The organism is Sphingobacterium spiritivorum ATCC 33861, assembly GCF_000143765.1.
Taxonomy (GTDB): domain Bacteria; phylum Bacteroidota; class Bacteroidia; order Sphingobacteriales; family Sphingobacteriaceae; genus Sphingobacterium; species Sphingobacterium spiritivorum.
The window spans coordinates 290,568-307,553 of record NZ_GL379770.1; the positions used below are offsets into that span (position 1 = coordinate 290,568).

General features: G+C 40.6%; 14 protein-coding genes. 4 read left to right on the top strand and 10 right to left on the bottom strand.

Features of this window, described 5'->3' with window-relative positions:
• Positions 1–7: 7 nt before the first annotated feature.
• Both HMPREF0766_RS01485 and HMPREF0766_RS01490 read right to left on the bottom strand, forming a co-directional pair.
• Positions 8–3,085, bottom strand: coding sequence for an efflux RND transporter permease subunit (locus HMPREF0766_RS01485; protein ID WP_002993077.1), 3,078 nt, complete (start codon positions 3,083–3,085; stop codon positions 8–10).
• Positions 3,086–3,090: 5 nt separating this feature from the next.
• A complete protein-coding gene (locus tag HMPREF0766_RS01490) occupies positions 3,091–4,152 on the bottom strand; it encodes an efflux RND transporter periplasmic adaptor subunit (RefSeq protein WP_002993078.1) in 1,062 nt (353 codons plus the stop codon).
• A gap of 332 nt (positions 4,153–4,484) precedes the next feature.
• On the opposite strand from HMPREF0766_RS01490, the gene HMPREF0766_RS01495 reads away from it, so the two are divergent.
• On the top strand, positions 4,485–5,390 hold the full coding sequence (locus HMPREF0766_RS01495) for an OmpA family protein (protein ID WP_002993079.1): 906 nt from the start codon (positions 4,485–4,487) through the stop codon (positions 5,388–5,390).
• Between the two features lie 227 nt (positions 5,391–5,617).
• Positions 5,618–7,234, top strand: coding sequence for a phosphoenolpyruvate carboxykinase (ATP) (gene pckA, locus HMPREF0766_RS01500; protein WP_002993080.1), 1,617 nt, complete (start codon positions 5,618–5,620; stop codon positions 7,232–7,234).
• Positions 7,235–7,295: 61 nt separating this feature from the next.
• Here pckA and HMPREF0766_RS01505 read toward each other — a convergent pair whose 3' ends face one another.
• The 8 genes from HMPREF0766_RS01505 to rplM all read right to left on the bottom strand — a co-directional run bounded on the left by HMPREF0766_RS01505 (position 7,296) and on the right by rplM (position 14,230).
• A complete protein-coding gene (locus tag HMPREF0766_RS01505; RefSeq protein WP_002993081.1) occupies positions 7,296–7,697 on the bottom strand; it encodes a GNAT family N-acetyltransferase in 402 nt (133 codons plus the stop codon).
• Between the two features lie 36 nt (positions 7,698–7,733).
• Complete coding sequence (locus HMPREF0766_RS01510) at positions 7,734–8,909, bottom strand: ABC transporter permease (RefSeq protein ID WP_002993082.1); 1,176 nt, start codon at positions 8,907–8,909, stop codon at positions 7,734–7,736.
• A gap of 11 nt (positions 8,910–8,920) precedes the next feature.
• Positions 8,921–9,910, bottom strand: coding sequence for an HlyD family secretion protein (locus tag HMPREF0766_RS01515; RefSeq protein WP_002993083.1), 990 nt, complete (start codon positions 9,908–9,910; stop codon positions 8,921–8,923).
• 1 nt (position 9,911) lies between these two features.
• The gene (locus HMPREF0766_RS01520) at positions 9,912–11,294 is read right to left on the bottom strand and encodes a TolC family protein (RefSeq protein WP_002993084.1); all 1,383 of its coding nucleotides are present in this window, start codon (positions 11,292–11,294) and stop codon (positions 9,912–9,914) included.
• Between the two features lie 238 nt (positions 11,295–11,532).
• On the bottom strand, positions 11,533–12,369 hold the full coding sequence (tsf, locus tag HMPREF0766_RS01525) for a translation elongation factor Ts (protein ID WP_002993085.1): 837 nt from the start codon (positions 12,367–12,369) through the stop codon (positions 11,533–11,535).
• A 188-nt stretch (positions 12,370–12,557) separates the two neighbouring features.
• Complete coding sequence (rpsB, locus tag HMPREF0766_RS01530) at positions 12,558–13,370, bottom strand: 30S ribosomal protein S2 (RefSeq protein ID WP_002993088.1); 813 nt, start codon at positions 13,368–13,370, stop codon at positions 12,558–12,560.
• Positions 13,371–13,388: 18 nt separating this feature from the next.
• The gene (gene rpsI / locus HMPREF0766_RS01535) at positions 13,389–13,775 is read right to left on the bottom strand and encodes a 30S ribosomal protein S9 (protein WP_002993089.1); all 387 of its coding nucleotides are present in this window, start codon (positions 13,773–13,775) and stop codon (positions 13,389–13,391) included.
• 11 nt (positions 13,776–13,786) lie between these two features.
• Entirely contained in the window at positions 13,787–14,230 is a 444-nt protein-coding gene (gene rplM, locus HMPREF0766_RS01540; protein ID WP_002993090.1) for a 50S ribosomal protein L13, read from the bottom strand.
• A gap of 253 nt (positions 14,231–14,483) precedes the next feature.
• Between rplM and HMPREF0766_RS01545 the strand changes: the two genes are divergently transcribed.
• Both HMPREF0766_RS01545 and lolB1 read left to right on the top strand, forming a co-directional pair.
• Positions 14,484–16,205, top strand: a complete 1,722-nt coding sequence (locus tag HMPREF0766_RS01545) for a tetratricopeptide repeat protein (protein ID WP_002993091.1) — start codon at positions 14,484–14,486, stop codon at positions 16,203–16,205.
• Positions 16,195–16,977 (top strand): lipoprotein insertase outer membrane protein LolB1, encoded by a 783-nt coding sequence (lolB1, locus tag HMPREF0766_RS01550; protein ID WP_002993092.1) that lies wholly within the window; start codon positions 16,195–16,197, stop codon positions 16,975–16,977. The genes HMPREF0766_RS01545 and lolB1 overlap by 11 nt, the downstream gene beginning before the upstream one ends.
• Positions 16,978–16,986: the final 9 nt, after the last annotated feature.

The following is a 16,986-nucleotide window of genomic DNA, read 5'->3' on the forward strand; positions in this document are numbered from 1 at the left end:
TCTATTTTTAAACTTCAATATTATCAAATTCAGGTCTGTGTTTTTTTGCCCTGGACCACATGTAATAAATAGCAGGAATCACAAACAATGTCAGTATCAGGGAGAATATAGTCCCTCCCACGATAACCACACCCATTCCGATTCTGCTGGTAGCAGCAGCTCCCAGAGACAGCGCAATCGGCAAAGCACCGAGAGCAATAGCCAGGCTGGTCATCAGGATCGGACGAAGTCTGGATTCGGCGGAGTGCATAATTGCTTCAAATTTTGGCATACCTTCTTCCCTCAGCTGATTGGCAAATTCTACAATCAGAATACCATTCTTTGTAACCAGTCCGATAAGCATAATAGTTCCGATCTGACTGAAGATATTCCATGTCTGTCCGAACAACCAGAGACTGATCAATGCACCTGCTACAGCCATAGGCACGGTCAGGATAATAATAAACGGATCCAGAAAACTTTCAAACTGAGCCGCCAGAATAAGGTAAATCAATAGCAGAGCCAGACCAAATGCAAACATCGTATTTGAACTACTCTCCACGAAATCGCGGGATTCACCGCTCAGATCAGTCGTGAAGGTTTCATCCAGCACCTTAGCCTTTGCCCGATCCATCGCAGCAATACCGTCGTTCATACTCATACCCGGAGCCAATCCTGCTGATACAGTAGCAGACATATACCGGTTATTGTGGTACAGTTGCGGAGGACTGCTTTCTTCTTTTAGCTGTACCAGATTATCCAGTTGTACAAGTTGTCCCAGATTATTCTTAACAAAGATTGCACTCAGATCCAGAGGTGTTGCTCTTTTGTCATCTTCAATCTGACCTATCACCTGATACTGCTTGCCATCCTTCATAAAATAACCAAAACGCTGACCACTCAGGGACATTTGCAGCGTTTGTGAAATATCCAATACCGAAATTCCCATCGTCTGGGCTTTGGCACGGTCAATAGATATATGAAGCTCCGGTTTATTAAATTTAAGATTAATATCTGTAGTGGAAAAGGTGGGATCATTATTGATTTCGTCCATAAATGCCGGAATCTTCTCCCGCAACTTATCAAAATTCTGAGCTTGTATAATATACTGCACCGGCAGACCTCCGCGACGATTGACAGATATAGTAGGGCGTTGAGAAACATTGGTTCGTACACCGTCGTATTGTTTGGTCCATTTTGTCAATTCCGAAGCTACCTGATCCTGCGAACGGGAGCGATCTCCGGGATCTACAAGTGTCATCCGCACCCGGCCGTTATTGACAGAGCCTGTTCCAAAAGTAGGGGAGGTCATGACAAGACTGATTTTGTTTTCAGGAACAGAGTCTGCAATCAATTTATCAAATTCCTGCATATACCTGTCCATGTATTCAAAAGTTGCTCCTTCTGGTCCTGTTACGTTGATATTCACATTGCTGCGGTCATCATATGGAGCTGTTTCTTTCTTGATGGATCCGAAGATGATACCGATCACTACAAAACAAAGAATCAGAATCGGAAAACTGATCCACTTTATTTTCATAAAATGCTCAAGTATCTTCGCATATCCGCTATTCATTTTTTCAAAAAACGGCTCTGTCCAGATATAGAATTTGGATTTTTCGTGACCGGTTCCCTTAATGAGGTAAGCATTCAGCATAGGGGTCAATGTCAGCGATACGAAGGCCGATACCAGAACAGCAGAGGCTATGACCACTCCAAATTCCCTGAAGAGCCGGCCTACAAACCCCTGCAGAAAGATTACGGGAAGAAATACAGCTGCTAACGTCACCGATATCGAAATAACAGCAAAGAAGATTTCTTTTGATCCCTTCAGTGCAGCCTCGATAGGAGACATACCGGCCTCTACTTTCTTAAATATATTTTCGGTGACGACAATACCGTCATCCACGACCAGACCAGTGGCAAGTACAATCGCCAGAAGTGTCAGTACATTGATGGAAAATCCGAAGATATACATGATAAAGAAAGTTGCTATCAGCGATACCGGAATATCAAGCAAAGGTCTGAGTGCGATTCCCCAGTCTCTGAAGAAAAAGTAAATGATTAGCGTCACTAAAGCAATAGAAATCAGTAAAGTCTCCGCCACTTCGATAACAGACTTTTTGATAAACGTGGTATTATCAGCAGCAACATTGAGGGTAATATCTTCAGGGATATCCTCTTTTAGCTGGTCGAGTAATTTATAAAAATCATTGGCAATGTCAATGTAGTTGGTACCCGGTTGAGGAATAATCGCTACCCCTACCAGTTGCTTACCATTGCTTACCATTTTTGTTTCCAGATTTTCGGCCTGTAATTTAGCATAGCCCACATCGCTGAACTTGACAATCCTGTCACTATCTGACTTGATGATAATATCTTCAAATTCTTTTTCAGTCGAGAGGTTACCGACAGTTTTGACGGTAAGTTCGGTATTGGCTCCTACGATTTTTCCGGACGGCAGTTCGACATTCTGTGCACTTAAAGCTGCCCTTACATCATCTACTGTTACACTGTAAGCAGCCAGCTTAGCCGGATCAAACCATAGCCTCATAGCATAACGCTGCTGTCCCCATATCTGTACACTACTTACTCCGGGTATTGTTTGCAGACGCTCACCGATTACATTCTCAGCATAATCACTGAGTTCTAATTTGTCCCGGGTATCACTTTGTATGGTCAGCGTAATGATAGGTTCGGAATCCGCATCTGCCTTGGAAACTACAGGAGGAGCGTCTATATCCTGTGGAAGACTTCGCAGCGCCTGAGATACTTTATCACGCGTATCGTTCGCTGCTTCCTCCAGATTCTTTTCTAATTCAAATTCTACAGTAATATTACTTGAACCCAGACTACTGGAGGATGTAATGTTACGAATACCATCGATAGAGTTGATGGATTTTTCTAAAGGTTCGGTGATCTGAGATTCGATAATATCCGGATTAGCCCCTGCATAATTAGTACGGACAGATACGATAGCCGGATCGATAGAGGGATATTCCCGTACACCCAGAAAGCTATATCCGATATAGCCAAACAGGATGATCGTTACGTTAACTACGATTGTCAGTACCGGTCGTTTAATAAATATCGCGGAAAGATTCATCGTTTCTATTTCTTTAATGTGACTTTCACTTCTGCACCATCCTTCAAGGTCAATACACCTGTGGTGAGTACGGTATCTCCGGCTTTAAGTCCGGATAATACAACTATATCTTTATCCGTACGGCTTCCTGTCTGTACTTCCACCTGTTTTGCTTTTCCATTTTCCATGATAAATACATTTTTGCCATCCTGTACCGGCACTATCGCCTGTGAAGGGATTGAGATAGCTGTCACGCTGTCATTGAGAGGCAGCAGTACATTCGCATATGATCCTACTATCAGTTTGCCTTCCGGATTCTGTGCCATAGCCCGTACGGTCATTGTTCTGGTGTTAAGTGCCACTTCAGGCTCTATAGCATAGATATTGCCCTCGAATGTACGCGCATTATTAGATACTGTAAATTCTATTTTGGAATTTGTCTTGAGTTGACTGGCATATTTTTCAGGTACCGAGAAGGTGATCTTTACCCGATTATCCTTTACCAGATTCGTGATCAATGTAGTCGGCGATATAATAGTTCCTGGAGAGATATTACGCAAACCAATAGTACCGCTGAACGGCGCCCGTATTGTTGTTTTCGAAATCTGAGCCTGGATCAGTTGAATCTGAGCAAGAGAAGTTTTATAGGCCGCACTGGCGATATCATATTCTTCCTGACTGATAGCCCCTTTGGCCAAAAGTAATTTAGCCCTTCTTTCATTTTCAGCAGTTAACTGATTGTTTGTCTGTGTCTGTTTGAGTTGTGCCTGCAGTTCTATATCATCAATTTTAACTAAAACCTGTCCCTGAGCTATACGTTGCCCTTCATTGAAAAAGATTTTATCTACCCTGCCACTTACTTCACTTCTTACTTCCAGTTTTTCATCGGCATCAATTGTTCCTGATAAGGATAGTACATTGTCAAATTCGGTAGGACTGACGATCAAACCTTCTGCAGTAAGGAGGGTAGATTTGGGTTTATTCCCATTTTCAGAAGCATTGGTCTTATCTTTTCTGAAAAACAATGCGTATGCGGTTGCGCAGATACCTAGAATCAGTATAAGGTAGATGAGCGTCTTTTTTTTCATATTGACTTTATATCAGTGTTAGTTGAGTGAATTCATTATAGGAGTTTGAGGTAGCCTTTACTTAAAAAATGTTAAATCATTATGCGTTCCGGTAGTCTTCAATATTCTGATTTTAAATCAAATATATTGATTACAATCTGTAAATTTTTTATTGTCAAAAGCATGTTACAACGTTTTTTGTGGAGGTATGTGTGATTGGATACTTGCTTTTTAAGAGTCCTGTCTGCACAATTGTATTGTCATAGAATTTCTAAACTCTGTAAAACTTAGGCATTTCTTTTGTTATAATCCTTATATTAGATATTTATTGAAATACCTTAAATCTATCGATAATGATGAAGCAATCGGTTTTACCCATATCAATACTACTCTCGGGTTTGTTTTTAACAAGTTGTGTGAGCAGTGGAAAGTTCAAAAGTTTACAGACAGACTATGATAAGCTGCAAACAGAGCATCGTGATCTTGCACAGAAGTATCAGCAAGGCCAGCTTGACCTGACGGAAGGCCGTACACGTATCAAGAGTCTGGAGGAGCAGTTAGCTTACGAAAAGGCCAACAATGCTCAATTGAAAGAAGCATACGCTAATCTGCAGAAGACATTAGATAACAGTATTAATCAGAATTCGCAGGGAAATGTTAATATTTCCAAACTGGTGGATGAGATCAATGCTTCCAATAAGTATATACAGCACCTGGTGAATACGAAGAATAAAAGTGATTCACTTAATATGGTATTGACCAATAATCTGACCCGCTCGCTGAGCAGAGAAGAAATGAAAGATGTCGATGTCCAGGTATTGAAAGGGGTAGTTTATATATCCTTATCGGATAATATGCTTTATAAATCAGGAAGCTATGAAATTTCGGACAAGGCTGGCGAGACTTTAAGTAAGATTGCAAAGATTATCCAGGATTACAAAGACTATGAAGTGTTGATCGAAGGTAATACGGATACGGATCCTATCTCTAAAACTAATATCCGTAACAATTGGGATCTGAGTACACTAAGAGCTTCTTCAGTTGTACAGGCACTTCAAAATACCTATGGAGTAGATCCTAAACGTCTGACTGCAGGCGGACGCGGACAATATAATCCTATCGCAGATAACAGTACGGCTGCAGGTAAAATGAAAAACAGAAGAACCCAGATCATTATCACCCCTAAACTGGATCAGTTTATGGAGTTGATCGATAAGGCCCCGGAAACGGAAAACAACAATATGACAGAAGGTCTGTAAAATTGCAAAATATAAAGAAGGCTCTGATTTTATCAGGGCCTTTTTTGTGTTATAAAAGTTGGTTGCAGTGCAAATTTATTCAATAACGCATATTTTGCATAAAGTTGTGCTAAAAAAAATAAATTTTTTAACGCTGATTATGAGCTAGTTAGATGTGTGTTAAAAGTACAATCGTTTGCATTTTAGCGTAATAAAGTTCTAATTTTACGCTCAAATTTAAAACTTTTATGGCTACAGAAAAATTAGTCAAACTTGATTTAGCATACCTTAATATTGATAACAATCATGAGGTAAATTATCAACTGGATGTCTCTACTTTAGTAGAGCATGCAATTAAAAATTCGGAAGGCACTTTGTCTGATACAGGTGCGCTGAATGCAAGGACAGGAAAATTCACCGGCCGGTCGCCAAAAGACCGGTATATCGTGAAAGATCAGAAAACAGCAAATCATGTTTGGTGGGGCGACATTAATCAGCCTGTTTCGGAAGAAGCCTTTGAAAAGTTACGTGTCAAGGTTGCTGAGCATTTGAGTGCTGCTCCACGGATCTATGTCCGTGATGCTATTGCCGGAGCAGATCCTGAGTATGCTATTTCGCTCCGTGTGATTACAGAGACAGCTTATCAAAGTATCTTTGCTAATAACCTGTTTATCCGTCCTGAAGTAGCAGATGCTTCGGTAGTTCCTCAATGGACTATTCTGGCCGCGCCTTCTCTGGATATGGAATCCATTGAAGGGTATGAAATCCGCAACAAGAATTTTGTAATTATAGACTTCACCCGTAAGATGGTACTGATAGCCGGTACAGGATATACCGGAGAGATCAAGAAGAGTATTTTTTCTATATTAAATTTTATCCTACCATTAGAACATGCTGTATTATCTATGCATTGTTCGGCCAACAAAAGCAAAGAAGGGGAAACCTCACTGTTCTTTGGTTTGTCCGGTACAGGAAAAACAACCTTATCTGCAGATAGAAACCGTTTGCTGATAGGAGATGATGAGCATGGCTGGTCTGCAGACGGAGTCTTTAATTTTGAAGGAGGCTGTTATGCTAAATGTATAGGTCTTACGGCTGATAAGGAGCCCGAGATCTTTAATGCCATCCAGTTTGGTGCATTACTGGAGAATGTGGTGTATAAACCGGGCACTCGCACGCCTGATTATGAAAATATCACTGTAACGGAAAATATTCGTGTTTCTTACCCTATTTCCTATATGGAAGGTGCTGATCTGTCCGGAAAAGGTAATACACCAAAGCATATTTTCTTCCTCACAGCAGATGCATTCGGTGTACTTCCTCCGATCTCTTTGCTCAATAACGAGCAGGCCATGTATCATTTTATTTCAGGATATACGGCGAAAGTAGCCGGTACAGAAGTCGGAGTAGTAGAGCCTACAGCTACGTTCTCTGCTTGTTTCGGTCAGGCCTTTCTTCCCTTACATCCCGAGCAATATGCAGAACTTCTGAAAGCTAAGCTCATATCCGATCCGTCTATCCGGGTATGGCTGGTCAATACAGGCTGGATAAAAGGACCATACGGGGTAGGACACCGAATCAAACTGAGTTATACCCGAAGTCTGATCCGGGCTGCTATGAGTGGCGAATTGCAGGATACAGATTTCAATAAGCATGAGATATTTGGCTTACGCTACCCGGTAAGCTGCTATGGAATACCGGATGATATCCTTAATGCTAAGAAACTGTGGAAAAATGATGAAGCTTATGATCTACAGGCAGCTAAACTTGCGGCTCTGTTCATAAGCAACATGAATAAATACGGTGTATCGGAGGATATTTTAAAAGGAGGTCCTCAGGTAGCTGTTCAGAAAACAGAAGTATAAACAAAATGTAACCTCAAATTATGAAGCAGCCTGCTTATATTCCTAAGCAGGCTGTATTTATTTACTGCACCTTATAAGCCATACCTCTGGATGCAGGAAGTGTATCTTTAAAACCAAATTTTTCGTAGAGAAAAGAGGCGTCTCCGTCAGCGATCAGACTGACATAGCAAGAGGAGGGAAGATTAGTATTGATGAAATCCATCAGATTCCGGATGATCATTTTTCCGACACCCTGCCCCTGATATTCCGGAAGAACTGCAATATCTACCACCTGACAAAAACAACCTGCGTCACCTATGATTCTGCCCATCCCGATCACCTGATTCTCATGTTGGATCATGACCGAATGTATAGAATTTCTAAGTCCTGTTTTGGCGGCTTCCTGAGTTTTGGGTGATAATCCTGCAGCAACTCTGAGATTTCGGTATATGTCAACCGGGATTGTGCTTTCTATAACTTTCATGTATGCTGTTTGATTGTAAGTTGTTTTATTGTTCTGTTAGACTGTAGCCGTGACTGATTTTTGTTTTTTTACCTTTCTTATTTTCAGATATAGAAGTAATACAGATAATAAGAAACAGATAAACATAATGATGGTTAGCGCGATCATAGGTTTATGAATAAGATAAGCCGGGGCTTGTTCTATAAATAATAACCTGAAAATCTGCAGGTAATGGGTTAGGGGAATGACATCCGATAACACCTGTACCCATTGTGGCATCTGACTAAGTGGCCATGTAAAACCACTGAGGATAAAGCTAGGGGTTGCAATCACCATTAAGATCTCTGTAGCTTTTAGTTGATTGGGAATAGCGATGCTGACCATAATACCAATAAAGCTGGCCGCTAATATAAATAAAGTGGTGGATAAGAGAAATGGCCAGATCTCTACCTGTATAGGCATCTTATAGAAAACAGAGAATCCATAGTAGAGAGCCATCACTCCGATAGACATCAGGAAATAGGGGAATACCTTGACAAATATTAATGTAAACGGATTTGAAGTTTTAGAAAGCAATTGTGAAAAAGTGTTGTTTTCAAATTCTGAAGCAAAAGACAAGGCGAGTCCTAATAACAATATCTGCTGGAATACCGTCATCAATACCCCGGGAAGCATAAAATACAAATAGTTACCGCTTCTGATATTCTGTTTGATGATCGTGGTTTTAAACGGCTCATATTGCTGACTGGCGATATAACCCGGCACCCCTTTTTTCTTTTGGGCTTCGATCTGTATCCCCGCCTTCATTGTGGCAGCACATACATTGACCGCGAGCATAGCATAGTTAGACGTCAGCGTATTGGAGGCATCGACAAATACGGCGACCTCCGTCTGCCTGTTTTGGCTCACAGAAGCCATGAACCCTTTCGGAATCTGTACAACTACAGTCGCTTCACGCTCCAGCGCCAGCTGGCGGGAGTTGAAACTGTCGTTCAGTATATCGGATACATAGATAACCTCGCTCTCATTGAACATATCGATCAGTTTGCTGCTCATAGGCGAACGATCTTCATCTACGACAATGACAGGCAGGTTGGTTACTTTCCCTTTCTTATACACATTGCCAATAAGCACTCCGTAGAGAATCGGAGCTCCTATAAACAGAATGCGTAAGACTTTGTTGTTATTAAATAACCTGAATTCACGCTTGATTAATTCCCATATCATTTTCATGCCCGTCTCCTTTACTTAGTCGCCATACTGCTGATGTCTAATGTCGCATTGCTTTTGGTAAGCAGTTCACGCGCCGCATTTTTATCTGTTGGCACTACCTTGATTTCAAACAGGGACTCCTGTTGGTCAAAATCCGGATAGGCTGTAGCAATATTAGCATATGAATTCAATGCTTTGATGTAGGAAACAGATCCTTTGACTACCTGATTGTCTTTATAAGGAATACGGACATTTACTTCCGCGCCCTGGCGTAAGGCCGCCATCTTTTTTTCCGTCAGTGTAAAACGGAAATAAGTAGTCTCATCAAGATATCCGTTTACAATAGCATAGCCGGCCAGCGCAAGTTCGCCTACCTTCAGGTTTATACTTTCTACCGTCATATCCTGCGGAGCAATCAGAAATCGTTCCTTAGCAGCTACGTTTACTTCATTGACAGCACCTAATGCACGTTCTTTCTGTCCCAGAGCCATGCGCTGCTGTTCTACACGTGCGCCATTGCGAACATCGCTAAGTTCAGCCTGAGCAGCAATATATTGATTTTTTGCGCCCTGATATTTAGCGTAGACCTCATCATATTTTTGTTGAGGCACCAGGCTGTCCCTTAGTAGGTTAGAAAGTCTGTTCAATGATTTTTCGGCAAAGTCCAGTTGTTCCTTCAGTCCGGCTACTTTCGCATTCAATTGTTTAAGCTGTCCGTCAGTAGCCCCTTTTCTGGCCATCTCATACTGCGCTTCAGCTGCATCCAGTGCGCCTTTAGCCTGTTCCTCTTTGGCAGTGACCTCTGGTATTTCCAGCATAATCAGTGTGTCACCTTTCCGGACGTGTTGTCCTTCACTTACCAATATTTTTTCAATCTTGCCGGGCACTTTCGTTACTACACTCAGTTGATCCCGTTCTATTTTTCCTTCAATGATATGATCCGAATTCTTGTTTTCATTTTTACAAGCCCCAAAAGCAAGTACCAATACTAAGGAAGGTAAAAAACCAATATATCTTTTCATGTTATTTTAATATGCTGTTAAGTAAATCACCAGTGGTATGTAAAACTTCAAGAGCAGATTTACGTTGCTGTAAAATCTGTGAATAGTAGCCCAGACTAGATTTGTAATAATCATTTTCGGAAGCCAGCAGTTCGGTCACATCTATCAACCCTTCCTGATATTGTTTGGATGAAAGATTAAGATTATTCTTTGCCACCTGTACTTGCTGATCGTTGACTTTTAGTTTTTGATTAGCCGTATTGTACTCTACTTTATTTTTTTTGAGTAAAAGCTCCAGTTTTTCCGAAATATCATCCTTTTTATTCTGGTTGATATCCAGATCCAGTTTAGCCTGTTTCAGTTTGTTTTTGTGCTCTCCGCCTTTAAAAATTTCCCATTTGGCGCCTACTCCCACAATAAAAGTAGGGAAGAGCTGCAATTGATCGGAGCGCAGATGTACATCTCCCAGGAGGCTGACATCCTGAAGCGTCAGCCTGGATTTGAATACATTACTGTACGATGCAGATCCGAACGCAAATACCTGCGGAAGACCGGATCCTTTTTCTTTTTTATAGACATACTCATATGCACGTTGCGAAGCATCCAGTGCTTTGAGCTCATAGCGGTTTTCTATGCTGTTTTCCTCCTTATTAATCACGATCCCTTTTAGTTCGTAATTAATATGCTGTAACTGATCTGCAGGGAGATGAGTATCCTGTTCCAGTTTTTGCAGAAGTAATTCTTTTGAACCTTCCAGTTCTACCTTTTTAGCTTCCAGTTCGAGCATGGCCAGTTTAATCTTATCCCGGTCATAAGGTATCGCCATACCGTTTTCTATAGCCTTAACAACCTTGAGGTGTTCTTTATTCAAGCGTTTCTCGGAATCAACAATCAGTTTTTCTACTTCTTTCAGCAACATTAACTGATCAAATGTGCTTATAATTTCTTTGGCAATCGTCTCCTTATCGGCTTCCAGGAGATAATTCTGAGCCTGAAGTTTTTCTTTTAGAGCTTTCTGTCCGTTACTGATCTGCAGTCCACTAAAGATCACCTGAGTAGCGGTCACACCTACTAATCCTACCTGGCCCTGTAAACGAAAGTCTTGTGCACCCTCAAAGAGACTTAGAGGCGTATTGCCAATCGGAACAGTGGGCAGATCGAGTTTACCTCCTGAATTGAAATAGGAGTAAAAACCGGCAGCGGAAACACTGGGTAACCGTTTGTTGCCCACCATATCACCTTCAATTTTGGTCTTCTGATTTTCCATATCTTTTCCAGCCAGTTCTCTGTTTGTACGGATAGCACTGCGGATAGGATCTTTTAATTGCTCATCCACGATCTGTTGTGCATGGGCAGTTGAAAGGGCAAAGATTAGGAATAATGTGGTTGTGGTTATTTTTATCATCGTCAAAATACTCTAATTAAAAGTACAATCAAGCGAATAAAAGGTTTGCGCAAATTAAATTTCAATAGATTGCTGTTAAGTTAATAATTCACTCAAAATAACAATATTTAAACTATTTAATGTTGTTTATGCAACTAAAATTTTGAATAAAAGTCAAGCCTGCTTTTCGAAAAGGGCAGGCTTGACGGGTCTACTGCTTGAATAGCAGGAGGATGATTTCCTGCAGAGCAGTCAAAAATTATGCGCCTAACTGAACACGTTTGAAAGCGGAAACAGTCAATCCTTTAGCTACTGAGTCTAAGAATTGAGCGATATTTTTTGAAGAATCTTTTACGAACTCCTGGTTCAATAAAGTAGACTCTTTGTAGAATTTATTCAATTTACCTTGTGCAATTTTTTCTACCATTTCTTCTGGTTTTCCTTCTGCACGGATTTGCTCTTTAGCGATTTCTAATTCGCGTTCGATAGTTTTAGTATCCACACCATCTTTATCGATAGCAACCGGGTTCATAGCAGCGATTTGCATTGCTACGTCTTTACCAGCTTCTTCTACACCTTCACCAGCAGCAGAAAGACCTACCAATACACCCAGACGGTAGTTACCGTGGATATAAGCGATCACTTCTTCAGCCTGAACAGCCTCATATTTAGAAACTTCGATTTTCTCACCGATTTTACCAGTTTGATCGATCAAAAGTTCAGCGATTGGACGACCGTCAATTTCTAAAGCTTTAAGTGCTTCCAGAGAAGCAGGTTGGTTAGCGATAGCAACGTCAGCGATTGACTCAGCAAACGCTACGAAATCAGCATTTTTAGCTACGAAGTCAGTTTCACAGTTTACTTCAACTACAATACCGCTTTTCTTATCGGCAGAAGCTTTTGCAATGATTACTCCCTCGTTAGACTCACGATCCTGACGGCTGGCAGCTACCTTAGCTCCTTTTTTACGCAGGTAATCGATAGCAGCTTCGAAATCACCATTTGCTTCTACTAATGCTTTTTTACAGTCCATCATACCAGCGCCTGTTTGTTGACGCAGTTTATTTACATCTGATGCAGAAATTTGTACTGACATGTTATTTTTTATTTTTTATAAAATTACATTTTGAAAAGATCACAACTTCTTTTTTTGTGTTAAGCAATTGTGAATTGTTAAACCTTACTTCCGGGTTTTAACAAGAAAACCGGACAGATATGCGCCGTCTAAGGAAATCATGATCTCCACAAACTAACACAGGTCTATCCGGTTTAATATAGAAAATATTATTCTCCGTCTTTCGCTTTGCGAGGGCGTTTAGCACCAGCGTTAGCTTCTTGAGCTTCACCACCGTTGTCCACTTGCGCTTTAGCAGCTGCAGCTTCTTTTTCAGCTTCGTCCTCTTTGTCGCGTTTACGCTCATCTAATCCTTCCTGGATCGCCTTGCTGATAATACCTGCGATAAGGCTGATGGATTTAGTCGCATCATCGTTTGCAGGGATAGGGAAGTCGATATTAGTAGGGTCAGAGTTTGTATCTACCATTGCAAAAGTAGGGATGTTCAATTTGATTGCTTCAGAAACAGCGATGTGTTCTTTTTTCACATCGATGATGAATAAAGCAGCCGGTAAACGGTTCAAGTCAGCGATACCGCCCAAAAGGCTTTCTAACTTAATACGTTCACGTTGAATCATCAATTTCTCTTTCTTAGACAATACATCATAAGTACCATCTTTTTGCATTTTGTCGATGTTCGACATTTTTTTGATGGACTTACGTACTGTTGCGAAGTTTGTAAGCATACCACCTAACCATCTTTCAGTTACGAAAGGCATGTTTACTTCTTTCGCCTGTTGTGCGATGATTTCTTTTGCTTGTTTTTTCGTAGCTACGAATAAAACTTTACGACCTGATTTTACGATTTGTTTGATAGCTGAAGCAGCTTCTTCTAATTTCGTAAGAGTTTTGTTCAAGTCAATGATGTGGATACCGTTGCGTTCCATGAAAATGTACTTAGCCATTTTCGGATCCCATTTACGTGTAAGGTGACCAAAGTGCACACCTGCATCCAATAAGTCTTGATAAGTTGTTCTTGCCATTTTTTGATCCTCCTTTGATTAACGTTTACTGAATTGGAATCTTCTACGTGCTTTACGGCGTCCTGGTTTTTTACGCTCAACCATACGGTCATCACGCGTAACTAAACCTTTTGCACGTAATGCAGGTTTTACTGTAGCATCAAGCTCAATAAGTGCTTTTGCAATCGCAAGACGCACAGCCTCAGCCTGACCTTTTACACCTCCACCATTCACGTTAACATTGACATCATAATTTCCGGCAGCACCCGCTACTTCAGTAGACTGAGTAACGATGTATTGCAATGGCAATGTTGGGAAATATGTTTTGTAATCTTTACCATTTACGGTAATGTTTCCGCTACCAGCAGTTAAGTAAATGCGGGCAACAGCAGTTTTTCTTCTTCCTGAAGTGTTAGTTGTTGACATGTCGATTCTCCTTAAAATTTAACTGGTTTTGGATTTTGCGCATCATGTTTGTGCTCAGTACCAGCATAAACATAAAGGTTTTTAAACAATTGACGTCCTAAACGGTTTTTAGGAAGCATACCACGAACAGCTTTCTCAATGATGCGCTCAGGGTGTTTAGCCAATAATTCCTTAGGAGTAATGAAACGCTGACCACCTGGGTATCCAGTGTAGCGAACGTAAACTTTGTCACCTAATTTATCACCTGTCAATCTAATTTTGTCTGCATTGATAACAATAACGTTATCTCCGCAGTCTACGTGAGGGGTAAATGTTGGCTTGTGTTTTCCACGGATCACTTTCGCAATCTCGCTTGCCAAGCGCCCCAAAATCTCGCCTTCAGCATCAACAACAATCCACTCTTTGTTGACAGTGTTCTTGTTGGCAGAGACAGTTTTGTAACTTAACGTATTCACTTGCTTTTGATTAATTAATTAATAAAATGTTATTATCTTCTTTTCCTTTATCACAAAGGTCTGCAAAGGTACGTCAAATCTTTTTAATATAAAAGCTATTTCTTCTTTATTTTGCTGTAACTCAAACTTTCACATTTATTAACGCTTGCCTTATTAAACTTTTGCGTTCATTTGTCATCTTTTTACCAGCTATTGAGTACTTTAGTATATTATTCATACGAATGCGGTAATTCTTTAAAAAACATTATAATACATGGTGATAAAAACAAATCGTGCTTGCCGATACTTATTTGTTGTGCTGATGCTTATTCTTCAGACCGGACTTTATTCTATTGCGGAAGCACAGCAGAATGAAAAAAAACCTTATCAGGATCAACTGGTGCTTATTGAAGCCAAACTCAGAAACGGTGAGTTCCAGGAAGCGTTCCGGATCATGGATGAAATCACCGCCAAATACCCCAACGCTGATGAAGTATATTACGGAAAAGCATTGTTGTACGGCCAGTTTCGTAATTACGATGCTGCAGTTTCCAATATTCAGCAGGCTATAGTACTCAATAAAGATCTTCGTTATTATAATTTTCTGATCGATCTTTACAAATCCAGACAGGATTATGATAATGCCCTCAGTATACTGGATCAGGTGATCACCGAAAAGCCGGATCTTCCTCAGGCATACCGGGAGAAGATTATGTTGCTCCATATGCGTAAGAGATCGGATGAAGCATTGACTTTTTATGAAAGTACAAAGAAGAAATTCGGAGTATCGGATACACTGGATTTGCTGAAAGCCGAGATTTTGATGAGTCAGAATAAAAATGAGGACGCTAAACAGATTCTCAGATCCTGGGAACAAAAAAACAGCCCGCTTCGTCAGGTATACAGCACATTGTCCTATTTGTATATACGGGATAAAGATGCCAAGCAGGCAATAGCCACCGTTGAAAAAGGTATCAGTATTACACATGATGATCTGCTGTATCTGGATATGGCTGATGCCTATTCTGCTGCGAAAAACCAAAAACAGGCTTATGCTTATCTGAAAAAAGCGTTCGAATCGGACAAAATAGATTTTCAGGAAAAAAATCGCGTTGTACACGCTTTACTCATAAGAGAGAATGGATTTACGCTGGATCAGTTGCAGGATCTGACAAATGTGCTGGTATTGAAACATCCACGTATGGCGGAAAGCCATATGGCGAAAGGAGATGTCATGTGGAGACGTAAAGATCCGCAAGGTGCCCGTTCTTTATTTTTGGTAGCGGTAGGGATCAATCCGGCAAATATTGACGGATGGCGCATGCTTATTAATACAGATATGGCACTTCGTGAAGTAGATGTAGCTATTGTGCATGGTATGGAAGGCTTACGGGCTAATCCGAATAATCCTACACTATTATACTTTACCGGACTTGCTTATCTCATGAAAGATGATAAGGATAATGCACGCGAACTATTGGAACAGGCACTGAATAACAGTGAGAATGAGAACAAATTTGTACAATCCAATATTTATGCAGCATTAGGAGATGTGTATCATCAGTTGAAAATGGAGTCAGCTTCTGATGTGGCTTACGAAGAAGCGATCAAACTGGACAGTACCAATGTCACAGCAATGAATAATCTGGCCTATTATTTATCACTTCGTAAAAAAGATCTGGAGAAAGCAGCTACGTATTCCAAACTGTCAAATGAACTGGAACCTGCCTCTGCGACATTTCAGGATACATATGCATGGGTCTTATTTCAACAGGAAAAATACAGCGAAGCATTGGTATGGATTGAACGCTCCATTAAGAATTCAGCTCAGGCCTCTGCAACCTTGCTGGATCATTACGGAGATATCTTGTTTCATGTCGGAAGAGAGAAAGATGCTGTAAAGCAATGGGAGAAAGCATTGGTTCTGGCGGATTCCGAAGATATAGATAAAGAAAAACTGGCGATTAAAATTAAAAACAGAAAATATGTGGAGTAAATGGAGCATAGGATTGATGGTGATGGTACTGGCATTGTATTCCTGTAAGAGTAAAAAGAGTATAACGAATAAGGAACAACCGAAAGTCGTATCTCCTATAAATTCAACTGCCGATGCGATCAAGACATTTGAGCTGAGTAATCTGGATTTTCACACATTCTCAGGAAAAGCAAAAAGTACAATAGCGTTGGGAGATAAGTCCTATGATGCTACTGCTAATGTACGGATAGAGCGGAACAAGGCGATATGGATATCTGTTACCTCTTTTCTTTCTATTGAAGTTGCGCGTATCCTTATCACACCTGACAGTATCAAGATCTTGAATAAACTGCAGGGAGAGTATATCTCCAAACCTTTTAGTTATGTATATCAGTATACCAACCGGGCTGTTACATTTTCTAATCTTCAGGATATCCTGATAGGCAATGTGTCTTCCACATTACTCAATACCGACAACCTGCAGATGGCCAGCAGTTCACAGGATACACAGATGGTTGGTATTAAAGATGGGATGAGATTTCATTATATTATCAATACGGATAACCGTCCGGTTACCTTCCGATTGTCAGAAGACGGACGTAATCAAAAGCTGGAAGCCATGTATGGTCAACATTCTGTTGTGTCGGGATACAATTTTCCACAAAAATTACGTTTGAATCTGATAGGAGAGAATGCCAGGGTGACTGCAGATCTGGTCTTTAATAAGGTCACTTTTAATGAAATTTTGGAATTACCATTTAATGTACCTTCAAAATATAAGGTAATAAATTAGTGAATATTA

Coding starts and splice junctions, on each gene's coding strand:
- HMPREF0766_RS01485 (WP_002993077.1), bottom strand. CDS start 3,085: ATGAATCTTTCCGCGATATTTATTAAACGACCGGTACTGACAATCGTA.
- HMPREF0766_RS01490 (WP_002993078.1), bottom strand. CDS start 4,152: ATGAAAAAAAAGACGCTCATCTACCTTATACTGATTCTAGGTATCTGC.
- HMPREF0766_RS01495 (WP_002993079.1), top strand. CDS start 4,485: ATGATGAAGCAATCGGTTTTACCCATATCAATACTACTCTCGGGTTTG.
- pckA (WP_002993080.1), top strand. CDS start 5,618: ATGGCTACAGAAAAATTAGTCAAACTTGATTTAGCATACCTTAATATT.
- HMPREF0766_RS01505 (WP_002993081.1), bottom strand. CDS start 7,697: ATGAAAGTTATAGAAAGCACAATCCCGGTTGACATATACCGAAATCTC.
- HMPREF0766_RS01510 (WP_002993082.1), bottom strand. CDS start 8,909: ATGAAAATGATATGGGAATTAATCAAGCGTGAATTCAGGTTATTTAAT.
- HMPREF0766_RS01515 (WP_002993083.1), bottom strand. CDS start 9,910: ATGAAAAGATATATTGGTTTTTTACCTTCCTTAGTATTGGTACTTGCT.
- HMPREF0766_RS01520 (WP_002993084.1), bottom strand. CDS start 11,294: ATGATAAAAATAACCACAACCACATTATTCCTAATCTTTGCCCTTTCA.
- tsf (WP_002993085.1), bottom strand. CDS start 12,369: ATGTCAGTACAAATTTCTGCATCAGATGTAAATAAACTGCGTCAACAA.
- rpsB (WP_002993088.1), bottom strand. CDS start 13,370: ATGGCAAGAACAACTTATCAAGACTTATTGGATGCAGGTGTGCACTTT.
- rpsI (WP_002993089.1), bottom strand. CDS start 13,775: ATGTCAACAACTAACACTTCAGGAAGAAGAAAAACTGCTGTTGCCCGC.
- HMPREF0766_RS01545 (WP_002993091.1), top strand. CDS start 14,484: ATGGTGATAAAAACAAATCGTGCTTGCCGATACTTATTTGTTGTGCTG.
- lolB1 (WP_002993092.1), top strand. CDS start 16,195: ATGTGGAGTAAATGGAGCATAGGATTGATGGTGATGGTACTGGCATTG.